Raw genomic sequence first — 11,831 nt, 5'->3', positions numbered from 1 at the left:
ATGTTCACCTCGCTCCCTTTCCGGCTCGAACTGCGCGGCGTGCCGTCGCGCCGCATGACGTATCTGTCGCCGGTCATCGCCATCATCCTGACGCTGTTGCTCGGCGCGCTGCTGTTCATGGCGTTGGGCAAGGATCCGATTGCCGGTCTCAAGGTCTTCCTGGTGGATCCGTTCAGCAGCAAGCGCGCCGTCAGCGAACTGCTGCTCAAATCGATCCCGCTGATCCTGTGTGCGCTGGGTCTGGCCGTGTGCTTCCGCGCCAGCATCTGGAACATCGGCGCGGAAGGTCAGTTCACCGTCGGCGCCATGTGCGCGGGCGCCATGCTGGTGTGGATCGACGTGCCCAACCACGCGATCCCGGGCGGCCTCGGACTGATCCTGATGATCGTCGCCGGTGTGATCGGCGGCGCGTTCTGGGCCGGCATCACGGCGCTCTTGCGCGACAAGTTCAACGCCAACGAAATCCTGGTGTCGCTGATGCTGACCTACGTCGCGCAACTGCTGCTGATGTATGCCGTCAACGGTCCGCTGAAGGATCCCAACGGCATGAACTTCCCGCAGTCGAAGGTCTTCTCGAGCGAGTTCATGCTGCCGATGCTGATGAGCGGTACGCGCCTGCACATCGGTTTCGCGGTCACCATCGTGGCGGCGATCGTGATGGCGGTGTTCATGATGCGCAGCTTCCGCGGCTTCTCGCTGATGGTCGGCGGCGTCGCTCCTCACGCGGCGCGCTACGCCGGCTTTTCCAGCCGCAACGCCTTGTGGGTGTCGCTGCTGATTTCGGGCGGCTTCGCCGGTCTGGCAGGGGCGTTTGAAATCGCCGGGCCGATCGGCCAGCTGTTGCCGTCGGTGTCGCCGGGCTATGGCTTCGCGGCGATCATCGTCGCCTTCATCGGTCGCCTGCATCCGATCGGCGCAGTGTTCGGCGGACTGATCATGTCGCTGCTGTACCTGGGCGGCGAGCTGGCGCAATCGCGCCTCGGTCTGCCGTCGGCGATCACGGGCGTGTTCCAGGGCATGCTGCTGTTCCTGCTGCTGGCGTGCGACACGCTGATTGATTACCGCCTGCGCTGGAAACAGCAAGCTTAAGGAATACGACACATGGACCAACTCGCTCCCCTCATCGCGGCCTCGATCAACGCCGGCACGCCGCTGCTCCTGGCGGCCATCGGCCTGCTGATCAACGAACGCGCCGGCGTACTCAACCTCGGCGCGGAAGGCATGATGCTGGTCGCCGCGATCGCCGGCTTCGCAGTCGGCTACACCACCAAGAACCCGCTGCTGGGCTTCATGGCCGGCGCCATTTGCGGCATGCTGATGGCGACGCTGTTTTCGTGGCTGGCGCTGATTCTGGCGACCAACCAGGTCGCCACCGGACTGGCGCTGTCGATCTTCGGCGCCGGACTGTCGGCATTCATCGGCCAGCGTTTCGTCGGCCTCGCCCTGCCGTCGCAAAGCACCGGCATTCCCGGCCTGAACAATCTTCCCTTTATCGGTCCGGCCTTCTTCACCCAACACTGGATGGCCTATGTCGCGCTGTTGTTGTGCGCGGCGATTGCGTGGTTCCTGTACCGCACGCGCGCCGGCCTGATCTTGCGCGCGGTCGGCGAGTCGCCGGAGTCGGCGCATGCGCTCGGCTATTCGGTACGCGGCATCCGCTTCCTCGCGCTGCTGTTCGGCGGCGCCTGCTGCGGCCTGGCGGGCGCGTATTTGTCGCTGGTCTATACGCCGATGTGGGTCGAAGGCCTGGTCTCCGGTCGCGGCTGGATCGCGCTGGCGCTGACCGCCTTCGCCACCTGGCGTCCGGCACGCGTCTTGCTGGGTTCCCTGCTGTTCGGCGGCGTGACGATTCTGCAGTTTTATCTGCAGGGCGTCGGCGTGACGATTCCGTCGCAGATCCTGTCGATGCTGCCCTACGTCGCCACCATCGTGGTGCTGGCGCTGATCTCGCGCAATCCGGACTGGATCCGCCTGAACATGCCGGCGTCGCTGGGCAAGCCGTTCCGCCCGGGGGCATCCTGATTTTGTTGTTGGTTTTTACAGTTCGTTTTGCAGTGCATTTTTAATTGAACCGATTTTGATTTTTCAACAGGGAGAGAAAGTATGAAAATTTCGCGCAGGGCATCGATTGCGATGCTCGCCACACTGGCCGCCGCCACCTTGATCGGCTGTGGCAAAAAAGAAGAAGCGGCTCCCGCAGCTGCCGCCGCGCCTGCTGCTGCAGCGCCGGCCGCGGCCGAACCGCTGAAGGTTGCCTTCGTCTACATCGGCCCGGTCGGCGACGCCGGCTGGACCTTCGCCCACGATAACGGCCGCAAGGCGGTCGAAGCGAAGTTCGGCGACAAGGTCAAGACCACCTTCGTCGAAAACGTCCCTGAATCGGCAGCCGACGCCGAACGCGTGATGCGCCAGCTGGCCACCGACGGCAACAAGCTGATCTTCGGCACCACCTTCGGCTACATGGAAGCGATGCTCAAGGTCGCCAAGGAATTCCCGGACGTCAAGTTCGAACATGCCACCGGCTTCAAGACCGCCGACAATCTGGCGCAATACGACGTGCGCACCTATGAAGGCGCGTATCTGGCAGGCGTGGTCGCCGGCAAGATGAGCAAGTCGGGCAAGCTGGGTGTGGTCGCTTCGGTGCCGATTCCTGAAGTGGTCCGCAACATCGACGCTTTCACCCTGGGTGCGCGCTCGATCAATCCAAAAGCCACCACGCGCGTGGTCTGGGTCAACAAGTGGTTCGATCCGGGCAAGGAACGTGAAGCCGCCACCACACTGATCGGCCAGGGCGTCGACGTGCTGATGCAAAACACCGATTCCGCTGCCGTCGTCCAGACCGCACAGGAAAAAGGCGTCTACGCATTCGGCTGGGACAGCGACATGACCAGCTTCGGCCCGAAGGCCCATCTGGCGGCGTCGATGATCAACTGGGGCGTGTACTACACGGCGCGCGTGCAAGCGGTGCTGGACGGTTCGTGGAAGACCGGCACGACCTGGCTCGGCCTGAAGGAAAACGGCATCGACCTGGGCGGCTTCAATCCTGAACTGCCGGCCGACGTCAAGGCGCTGGTGGAAGAACGCAAGAAGGGCATCGCCGACGGTTCCGCCCCGATCTGGAAGGGTCCGATCAAGGACAACACCGGTAAGGAACAAGTCGCCAAGGACGCGGTGGCTGATGACGGCTTCCTGCATGGCGTGAAGTTCTACGTCGAAGGTGTGGAAGGCAAGGTACCGGGCTGATCGTCCGCACCGCAGTCCGGCATGACCTGCCTGACTTGCCAATGTAGCAATCTGCCGGAGACATCACTGTCTCCGGCATTTTTTTGTGCGCCCGCTTTGCCTGCGCGGCGGCATAATGGCCTCCTTGTCCAAGGAGATCCGCCATGCCCGAGCCGCTTCCCACCCGCCTCCTGCACGTCACCATCGAGCGTCCCGTACAGGACGTGTATCGCTTCGTCGCCAATCCGGAAAACATGCCGAAATGGGCTTCCGGCCTCGGCAAGGGCATACAGCAAGTCGATGGAAAATGGTTCGCCGACACCCCGGAAGGCAAGCTGGAAGTCCGTTTTGCGCCGGCCAACGACTTCGGCGTGCTCGATCATGAGGTGGTGCTGGCTTCCGGCCGGAGCGTGGCCATCCCCATGCGCGCGGTGGCCAACGGCGACGGCTGCGAGCTGACTTTCACCCTGTTCCGCCAGCCTGAGATGGACGACGCCAAATTCAATGAAGACACCGCCTGGGTGACGCGCGACCTGGAAGCCCTCAAGACCTTGCTGGAGGCCTGAGTGCCGCCGATGGCCTCTATCGCGCCGGCGCGCTGACTGTATAATGCCAATCCAACACCGGCCTCGCGCCAGACGGAACCTCCCCGAACGCAATGAACCTGCAGTTTTCCCACTAGGAAAACGCGGGCACTGAACAACTTATGCAAAAAGCACGCAAACCGATCGACATCAAGATATCCACGGTGGTCGCCATTTCCGCGATCCTGCACGAAACCGATCCGGCGGCGCTCGACCAGGCCCTCAAGGACATGACCGGCGGCGTGTCCGACTTCTTTGAAGACGAATTCGCCGTGATCGACATCGGCGCACTGGACACCGGCGCTGCCGGCATCGACTGGACCGCGCTGGTGGCTTTGTTCAAGCGCTATCGCCTCAATGCGGTCGCCGTACGTAATGCGCCGGAAGAATTGCACGCCGAGATCGCCGCGCAGGGACTGTCCATCGACGGCGGCGCGCCGCGTCCGCAACAGCCGCAGGAAACCGAAACTGCCGTTGTTGCAGAGGAAGCGCCGAAGCCGGTTGCTGTAGCTGCGGCCCCGGCTCCGGCCGCTGCTTCTGTGCAAGTTCAGGCCGCTCCGGTTGTACCGGCAGCCGCCACAATGATCATCGACACCCCGGTGCGCGCAGGCCAGCGCATTTATGCACGCGGCGCCGACCTGGTGATCATGGCGGCGGTCAACAACGGCGCCGAGATCATCGCCGACGGCAGCATCCACGTCTACGCCCCGCTGCGCGGCCGCGCCCTGGCCGGCGCCAGCGGCAATACCAGCGCGCGCATCTTCGCGGCGAGCCTGGAAGCGGAACTGGTGTCGATTGCCGGCGTCTACCGTACCTTCGAGAACGGTCATCCGCCCGAACTGGCGCAAAAACAGGTGCAGGTGCGCCTGACCGGCGACCGTATCGACGTGCTGCCGATCAATACCAGCAAATAATTCGGTAATTTAGTATTCGCATCATCAAGTATTCAAATCTGATCTTCTAAGGAGTCTTTTGTGGCAAAAATCATCGTTGTGACATCCGGTAAAGGCGGCGTCGGCAAAACGACGTCGAGCGCCAGTTTCGCATCGGGTCTGGCCCTGCGCGGACACAAGACCGTCGTCATCGACTTCGACGTCGGCCTGCGCAACCTCGACCTGATCATGGGCTGCGAACGCCGCGTGGTGTACGACCTGATCAATGTCGTCAATCAGGAAGCCACGCTGAACCAGGCCCTGATCAAGGACAAGCACTGCGACAACCTGTTCATCCTGCCGGCCTCGCAAACCCGCGACAAGGACGCGCTGTCGGAAGAAGGCGTGGAACGCGTGCTGGGCGACCTGCAAAAGATGGACTTCGAATACATCATCTGCGATTCGCCGGCCGGTATCGAACACGGCGCCGTGATGGCGCTGACCTTCGCCGACGAAGCGATCATCGTGACCAATCCGGAAGTCTCCTCGGTGCGCGATTCGGACCGCATCCTCGGCATCATCCAGGCCAAGTCGCGTCGCGCCCTGAGCGGCGGCGAGCCGGTCAAGGAACATCTGCTGATCACCCGCTATTCGCCCAAGCGCGTCGAAGCCGGCGAAATGCTGTCCTATACCGACGTCCAGGAAATCCTGCGTATCCCGCTGGTCGGCATCATCCCTGAATCGGAATCGGTGCTGCATGCCTCCAACCAGGGCAATCCGGCGATCCATCTGAAGGAGACCGACGTGTCCGAGGCTTACCAGGACCTGGTCAGCCGCTTCCTTGGTGAAGACCTGCCGCTGCGCTTCACCAGCTACGAAAAGCCGGGCCTGCTCCAGCGTATTTTCGGAGGTAAATGACATGGCTTTGCTTTCCTTCCTGTTTCCGCCCAAGGCAAAAAGCGCCACCGCTGCCAAGGAACGCCTGCAGATCATCATCGCGCGCGAGCGCGGCGGCCGCCAGGGCCAGGGGTATGATTTCCTGCCGGCGCTGCACAAGGAACTGATCGAGGTGATCTCCAAGTACACCAAGGTCAATGCCGACGACATCAAGATCTCGCTCGACCGCCAGGGCAACCTCGAAGTACTCGACGTGAACGTGGTGCTGCCGGATTCCGACGCGCCTTAAGCTCTATCCCACTGCGCCGGACGGTGCGACATCGCGGAAATTTGCAGCACAGTAAAAGTGACGAAATCGGGGCGAGACAAGGAAAAAAGCGCAGCAAGGCCGAGGCCTTGCGAGCATTTTTGACGCTGTATTCGCGCCGATTTTCGACATCTTTTACGATGCAAATTTGCGGGATGTCGCACCCAATCCGGCACGGTGCTTTTCGGGGGCCGGATTCATCGCCGCCGAAAACTTCTCCCTGCATGCCATGCACATTTCCATCTTCAGCCGCTCCGCCGACGACCTCGCCCTGATCGCGCGCAGCCTGCCTGCGCACGACTGCGAAGCCGTGCAGCAGCGCGCGGACCTGCGCCGTGCGCAGGCGCAATTGCTGATCGTGGATGTAGCCGACGCCGGGGAACATCTGGCTGAAATCGTGCAAGCGGCGACGCTGCCGGTGCTGCTGCTGGCAGGCGACGCGCTTGCCGAGCTGGCGGCGTTATCCGAATACGCCGGCCGGCGGCTGGTCGAGAGCGAGTTCAAGCCCTTGCGCCGCCACGCCCTTGCCGCGCGCGTGGCCTTGCTGCTGCAGCGCGCCTATCCCGATCACGATGCGCGACAGGTGCAGCAATTCGGCGACTATCGTTTTGAGACGCCCGCGCACGTGGTCACGCATGCAGGCGTGCCGGTCACGCTGACGCAAAAGGAATTTGCGCTGGCGCTGCTGCTGTTCGCCAGCCTCGGCCGGCCGCTGTCGCGCGTCACCCTGCTGGAAAGCGTCTGGGGCGTGGAAGACGACAACGCCGTGCCGACCCGCACCATCGACACCCACATCTCGCGCGTGCGCAGCAAGCTTTCGCTCAAGCCGGAAAACGGCTACCGGCTCAGCACCGTGTACGGCTACGGCTACCAGCTGGAGCGGCTGCACGCTCCCGCTGCCGCCGCGAAGAAGTAGACGACGTGTCAGGCGCACGCACCGATCATCTTCTTGCGCGCATGGCGGCGGCGCTGGCGCATGATCCTGCATTTCGCCACGGCCGCTTTGTCGACACTGACGCCGGCCGCGTGCACCTGACCGACTCAGCCCCCGGCGATGACGACCGCCCTTGCATCGTCTTCACTCCTGATGGCCCCAACGTGGTGGCTCACTATCAACACCTGGTTGCTCTGCTGGCGCCGCATTTCCGCGTGGTCTGCTTCGACATGCCGGGATTCGGCTTTTCATTGCCGGCGGCGAATTACACCCACTCGCTGGATCAGGGCGCACGGGTGGTGCTGGCGGTGCTGGATCAACTGCAGATCGGGCGCGCCACGTTGGCGTTCAGCTGCGCCAACGGCCTGTATGCGATTCGTGCGGCGCAACTGGCGCCGACGCGCATCGCCAGCCTGATGCTGACGCAAACACCAGCGCTGGCGGCCATGCAAGCGTGGGCCTACCGGATGATTCCGCGACCATTGCGCGTGCCGGTAGCGGGACAGCTGATCACCTGGCTGGCCCGTCGCAAACTGGCGCAGCTGTGGTATCGCAGCGCCTTGCCTGCAAACACGGATGCCGGCGCGTTTCAGGAAACCGCCCGCCGCTCGTTCGATGCCGGCGGCTGCTTCTGCCTGGCAGGCGTGGTGCAGGGGCTGTTGCGCGAAGCTTCCCTGGCCTCGTTGCCGAACGTCCCTTGCACGCTGATTTGGGGCGATCTTGATCGCTCCCATCGGGACACGTCGCCGGAGTCCCTACGCGATTGCCTGCCACGGGCGGAGATCGTGCAGTTCGGTGACTGCGGGCATTTTCCCGACCTGGAACAGCCGGAGCGTTACGCACGGCAAATTGTTGCTCATATGGAAAAATTTCCTGCGCACGGTGTCGCTTCATAGCCTGCATAAATAGTCATTATTGATACACTTCAAAACCCCTTTACCCGCAGCGGGTATAATACCGAGTTGATATTTCCCCATTTTTCGCAGCGCTTAGCCTGCAAAAACCTAGAGTCGCCATGCACTTGCTTGCCGTCGGACTGAACCACACTACCGCGCCCGTTTCCCTGCGCGAAAAAGTGGCATTCCCGGCCGACCAGATCGGCCAGGCGGTGGCGTCGGCGCGCGCCTGGTTCGGGCGAGCGGATCTGAGCTCCCATCTGGCGCAAACCGGTGAAGCAGCGATCCTGTCGACCTGCAATCGCACCGAGCTGTACGCCGCCAGCACTGCGGCAGCGGGTGGCGCGGGTGGCACGGGTGGTATTGATGCAGCCATCGACAGCACCGCGCATTTCCTCGCCGATTACCACAAACTTTCCTACGCCGAACTGCGTCCTTTCCTGTATGCCTTGCCGCAGGACAATGCCGTGCGTCATGCCTTCCGCGTCGCCTCCGGGCTCGACTCGATGGTGCTGGGCGAACCGCAGATCCTCGGCCAGATGAAAGACGCCGTGCGCCAGGCGGATGCCGCCGGCGGTCTCGGCACCTATTTGCATCAGCTGTTCCAGCGCACCTTCGCAGTCGCCAAGGAAGTCCGCAGCACCACCGAAATCGGCGCGCACAGCGTGTCGATGGCCGCCGCCGCAGTGCGCTTGTCGCAACGGATTTTCGATTCAATCTCGGGCCAGCATGTGCTGTTCATCGGCGCCGGTGAAATGATCGAGCTGTGCGCCACCCACTTCGCTGCACAAAACCCGAAATCACTGACTGTCGCCAACCGCACGCTGGAACGCGGCGAAACGCTGGCGCATCGCTTCAACGGCGCGGCGCTGCGCCTGGCGGATCTGCCGACGCAGTTGTCGAAGTTCGACATCGTGGTGTCCTGTACCGCCTCGTCGCTGCCGATCATCGGCCTCGGCCTGGTCGAGCGCGCCGTCAAGGCGCGTCGCCACAAACCGATTTTCATGGTCGACCTGGCCGTGCCGCGCGATATCGAATCCGAAGTCGGCCGTCTGGACGACGTCTTCCTGTACACCGTCGACGACCTCGCCTCGGTCGTACAGAGCGGCGTCGAAAACCGCCAGGCCGCCGTCGCCCAAGCCGAAGCCATCATCGAAACCCGCGTGCAGTCCTTCATGCACTGGATCGACAGCCGCGCCGTGGTGCCGGTGATCCAGGACCTGCACGACGCCGGCGAATCGCTGCGCATGGCCGAACTGGAACGCGCCCGCAAGCTGCTGGCCAAGGGTGAAGACATCGACGCCGTACTCGATGCGCTGTCCCGCGGTCTCACCGCCAAATTCCTGCACGGTCCGCAACAGGCCCTGCATCATGCGCAAGGCGACGAGCGCACCCAGCTGGTCCAGCTGCTGCCGCAACTGTTCCGCACCAAACGTTAGCGACTCCGTTCGCCGGCCGGCATCCTTGCGATCGCCGGCATTCTCTGCCCCCTGCTTGTAACGCGGGCATCGCATCACCCCCTCATTTCAGTAAAGTCAGTCCATGAAACCCTCCATGCTCGCCAAACTCGACCAGCTCGCCGAACGGCTGGAAGAACTCAATAACCTGCTGATGCAGCAGGAAGCCACGTCCGACATGGACAACTACCGCAAGATGACGCGCGAACACGCCGAGCTCGGTCCGCTGGTGGCGCTGTACCTGACCTATTCACAGGCCGCGAACGACATCGTCACGGCTCAGGAGCTGCTGTCGGATCCCGACATGAAGGAATTCGCACAGGAAGAAATCAACGGCGCCAAGGCGCGCATGGAAGCGCTGGAAGCCGACCTGCAAAAGATGCTGCTGCCGAAGGATCCCAACGACGAGCGCAACATCTTCCTGGAAATCCGCGCCGGCACCGGCGGCGACGAATCGGCACTGTTCGCCGGCGACCTGCTGCGCATGTACACGCGCTTCGCCGAGCGTAATCGCTGGCAGGTGGAAATGATGTCGGCTTCCGATTCGGAAGTCGGAGGCTACAAGGAAGTGATCGTGCGCATCGCCGGTTTCGGCGCGTATTCGCGCCTGAAATTTGAATCCGGCGGCCACCGCGTGCAGCGCGTGCCGGCCACCGAAACCCAGGGCCGCATCCACACCTCGGCCTGCACCGTGGCCGTGATGCCGGAAGCCGATGAGGTCGAAGACGTCGATATCAATCCGGCCGACATCCGCATCGACACTTACCGCGCCTCGGGCGCGGGCGGCCAGCACATCAACAAGACCGACTCGGCGGTGCGCATCACGCACATGCCGACCGGCATCGTGGTGGAATGCCAGGACGACCGCAGCCAGCACAAGAACAAGGCCTCTGCGCTGAAGGTGCTGGCGGCGCGCATCAAGGACGTGCAACTGCGCGAACAGCAATCCAAGGAAGCCGCCACGCGCAAATCGCTGATCGGTTCAGGCGACCGCAGCGAGCGCATCCGCACCTACAATTTCCCGCAGGGACGCATGACGGACCACCGCATCAACCTGACGCTGTACAAGCTGGATTTCATCATGGACGGCGATCTGGAAGAGCTGACCAATGCGCTGATCACCGAGCATCAGGCGGAGTTGCTGGCGCAGCTGGGCGATGAATAAACAGTGGCGATTGTTCAGCACGGCCGGCCAGTAACCCAGCATTGTCGCGGCCTGTGGCACAATGCAACCGCATCGGAACCAATTGCAAACGGACCTCTCTGAGGGTACAGCTTAGGCTAGCCATTTCCGAATAACATCAAAATCAAACGCTCATGAAATCGTCCAAATCCCTGTTCCTGTCAGTCGCCCTGTTGTGCATCGCCCTGCTCGGCGCCGCTCTTTATTTGCAGATCGTCGAAGAGATGATGCCTTGTCCGCTGTGCATCATCCAGCGCTACATCTTCGTCGCCATCGCCATCATCTGCATCATCTTCGCCTTCCTGCCGCCCGGTTCGGCCAAGCTTGGCGCCGGCCTCGGCACGCTGGCTGCGCTGGGCGGCATCGCCACCGCCGGCTGGCATCTGTGGGTGCAGGCGCATCCGGGCACTTCCTGCGGCATCGACCCGCTGGAAACTTCCCTGAACACCATCCCGACCGCCACGCTGTTCCCGACCCTGTTCAAGGCCGACGGCCTGTGCGCCAATCCGTATCCTTTCCTCGGACTGTCGATTCCGCAATGGTCGCTGATCTGGTTCGCCATCATCGCCATCGTGCTGGTGCGTCGCATCGTCAAGCGCGGTTGATTTTCTGTGAGTGATTTTCCGGACATCCGGCCAGGCGTCAGTCTGGCCGAGGCGCTGCGCAGCGCCCCGCTCGATCCGCTGGAAAATCGCATCCTGATCAGCCATGCGCTGCAACTGACGCGCATCCAGCTGATCACCCAATCCGAACGTCAACTTACACCCGATGAAGCGGCGCAGCTGAGCGCGCTGTTCCGTCGTCGCCTGCAGGGCGAGCCGATCGCCTACATCGTCGGCGAGCGTGAATTCTTCGGCCTGGCGATGCAGGTCACACCGGATGTCCTGATCCCGCGCCCCGACACCGAATTGCTGGTGGAGCTGGCGCTGGAACGTTTGCCGCAGAACGGCCGGGCGCTCGACATGGGCACCGGCTCCGGCGCCATCGCGGTGGCCATTGCGCACACGCGGCCGGATGTCTCAATGACAGCGCTCGACGTCAGTGAAGGCGCGCTCAAGGTCGCGGCGGGAAACGCGCTGCGGCATGGCGCAAAGGTGGAATTTTTACGCAGCGACTGGTACGCCGCGCTGGGTGAGGCCACGGCTCCATACCTCGACCTGATCGTTTCCAATCCGCCTTACATCGTCGCCGGCGACGTGCACTTGTCGCAGGGCGATTTGCGCTTCGAACCGATCGGCGCGTTGACCGATCACGCTGACGGCTTGTCGGCGCTGCGCATCATCATCGACGGTGCGGCGACCTATCTGAAAGCGGACGGGTGGCTGTTGATGGAACACGGCTACGATCAGTCGGAGGCCGTGCGCAAGCTGCTGGAGCAGCGCGGTTTCGCCGAAGTGCAAAGCTGGCGCGACTTGGCCGGGATCGAACGTGTCAGCGGCGGCAGGCTCACTGGTTCGTAAAAAATATTCATCTCAAAAT

The 11,831-nt window shown here is 62.8% G+C and carries 13 protein-coding genes; all 13 read left to right on the top strand.

Features of this window, described 5'->3' with window-relative positions; all coding sequences use genetic code 11:
- The 13 genes from E4P32_RS09920 (at position 1) to prmC (ending at position 11,812) form a co-directional block, all read left to right on the top strand.
- Positions 1 to 1,089 (top strand): ABC transporter permease, encoded by a 1,089-nt coding sequence (locus E4P32_RS09920; RefSeq protein ID WP_116434356.1) that lies wholly within the window; start codon positions 1 to 3, stop codon positions 1,087 to 1,089.
- 12 nt (positions 1,090 to 1,101) lie between these two features.
- Complete coding sequence (locus tag E4P32_RS09915; protein WP_116434357.1) at positions 1,102 to 2,022, top strand: ABC transporter permease; 921 nt, start codon at positions 1,102 to 1,104, stop codon at positions 2,020 to 2,022.
- 81 nt (positions 2,023 to 2,103) lie between these two features.
- Positions 2,104 to 3,243, top strand: a complete 1,140-nt coding sequence (locus tag E4P32_RS09910; protein WP_116434358.1) for a BMP family ABC transporter substrate-binding protein — start codon at positions 2,104 to 2,106, stop codon at positions 3,241 to 3,243.
- Between the two features lie 143 nt (positions 3,244 to 3,386).
- Positions 3,387 to 3,788 carry an SRPBCC family protein gene (locus tag E4P32_RS09905; RefSeq protein WP_116434359.1) on the top strand — a complete coding sequence of 134 codons (402 nt, stop codon included), beginning with the start codon at positions 3,387 to 3,389 and terminating at the stop codon, positions 3,786 to 3,788.
- Between the two features lie 140 nt (positions 3,789 to 3,928).
- Entirely contained in the window at positions 3,929 to 4,720 is a 792-nt protein-coding gene (minC, locus tag E4P32_RS09900; protein WP_116434360.1) for a septum site-determining protein MinC, read from the top strand.
- A 60-nt stretch (positions 4,721 to 4,780) separates the two neighbouring features.
- Positions 4,781 to 5,596 (top strand): septum site-determining protein MinD, encoded by an 816-nt coding sequence (gene minD, locus E4P32_RS09895; protein WP_116434361.1) that lies wholly within the window; start codon positions 4,781 to 4,783, stop codon positions 5,594 to 5,596.
- A 1-nt stretch (position 5,597) separates the two neighbouring features.
- Positions 5,598 to 5,864: a cell division topological specificity factor MinE gene (gene minE, locus E4P32_RS09890; RefSeq protein ID WP_116434362.1), complete on the top strand. Its 267-nt coding sequence runs from the start codon at positions 5,598 to 5,600 to the stop codon at positions 5,862 to 5,864.
- A 247-nt stretch (positions 5,865 to 6,111) separates the two neighbouring features.
- The gene (locus tag E4P32_RS09885) at positions 6,112 to 6,798 is read left to right on the top strand and encodes a winged helix-turn-helix domain-containing protein (RefSeq protein WP_116434363.1); all 687 of its coding nucleotides are present in this window, start codon (positions 6,112 to 6,114) and stop codon (positions 6,796 to 6,798) included.
- A gap of 5 nt (positions 6,799 to 6,803) precedes the next feature.
- Positions 6,804 to 7,712, top strand: a complete 909-nt coding sequence (locus tag E4P32_RS09880) for an alpha/beta hydrolase (RefSeq protein WP_233526638.1) — start codon at positions 6,804 to 6,806, stop codon at positions 7,710 to 7,712.
- A 119-nt stretch (positions 7,713 to 7,831) separates the two neighbouring features.
- Positions 7,832 to 9,151, top strand: a complete 1,320-nt coding sequence (hemA, locus tag E4P32_RS09875; RefSeq protein WP_116434365.1) for a glutamyl-tRNA reductase — start codon at positions 7,832 to 7,834, stop codon at positions 9,149 to 9,151.
- A gap of 103 nt (positions 9,152 to 9,254) precedes the next feature.
- On the top strand, positions 9,255 to 10,334 hold the full coding sequence (prfA, locus tag E4P32_RS09870; RefSeq protein ID WP_116434366.1) for a peptide chain release factor 1: 1,080 nt from the start codon (positions 9,255 to 9,257) through the stop codon (positions 10,332 to 10,334).
- 152 nt (positions 10,335 to 10,486) lie between these two features.
- Positions 10,487 to 10,957 carry a disulfide bond formation protein B gene (locus tag E4P32_RS09865; protein WP_116434367.1) on the top strand — a complete coding sequence of 157 codons (471 nt, stop codon included), beginning with the start codon at positions 10,487 to 10,489 and terminating at the stop codon, positions 10,955 to 10,957.
- Between the two features lie 6 nt (positions 10,958 to 10,963).
- On the top strand, positions 10,964 to 11,812 hold the full coding sequence (gene prmC / locus E4P32_RS09860; protein WP_116434368.1) for a peptide chain release factor N(5)-glutamine methyltransferase: 849 nt from the start codon (positions 10,964 to 10,966) through the stop codon (positions 11,810 to 11,812).
- Positions 11,813 to 11,831 lie beyond the last annotated feature (19 nt).

Origin of the sequence: Herbaspirillum sp. 3R11 (assembly GCF_004563925.1) — a bacterium.
Taxonomy (GTDB): domain Bacteria; phylum Pseudomonadota; class Gammaproteobacteria; order Burkholderiales; family Burkholderiaceae_D; genus Herbaspirillum.
The sequence above is the reverse complement of the archived record's forward strand: the minus strand, read 5'-3'. Positions and strand labels throughout refer to the sequence as shown.

Coding starts and splice junctions, on each gene's coding strand:
- E4P32_RS09920 (WP_116434356.1), top strand. CDS start 1: ATGTTCACCTCGCTCCCTTTCCGGCTCGAACTGCGCGGCGTGCCGTCG.
- E4P32_RS09915 (WP_116434357.1), top strand. CDS start 1,102: ATGGACCAACTCGCTCCCCTCATCGCGGCCTCGATCAACGCCGGCACG.
- E4P32_RS09910 (WP_116434358.1), top strand. CDS start 2,104: ATGAAAATTTCGCGCAGGGCATCGATTGCGATGCTCGCCACACTGGCC.
- E4P32_RS09905 (WP_116434359.1), top strand. CDS start 3,387: ATGCCCGAGCCGCTTCCCACCCGCCTCCTGCACGTCACCATCGAGCGT.
- minC (WP_116434360.1), top strand. CDS start 3,929: ATGCAAAAAGCACGCAAACCGATCGACATCAAGATATCCACGGTGGTC.
- minE (WP_116434362.1), top strand. CDS start 5,598: ATGGCTTTGCTTTCCTTCCTGTTTCCGCCCAAGGCAAAAAGCGCCACC.
- E4P32_RS09885 (WP_116434363.1), top strand. CDS start 6,112: ATGCACATTTCCATCTTCAGCCGCTCCGCCGACGACCTCGCCCTGATC.
- hemA (WP_116434365.1), top strand. CDS start 7,832: ATGCACTTGCTTGCCGTCGGACTGAACCACACTACCGCGCCCGTTTCC.
- prfA (WP_116434366.1), top strand. CDS start 9,255: ATGAAACCCTCCATGCTCGCCAAACTCGACCAGCTCGCCGAACGGCTG.
- E4P32_RS09865 (WP_116434367.1), top strand. CDS start 10,487: ATGAAATCGTCCAAATCCCTGTTCCTGTCAGTCGCCCTGTTGTGCATC.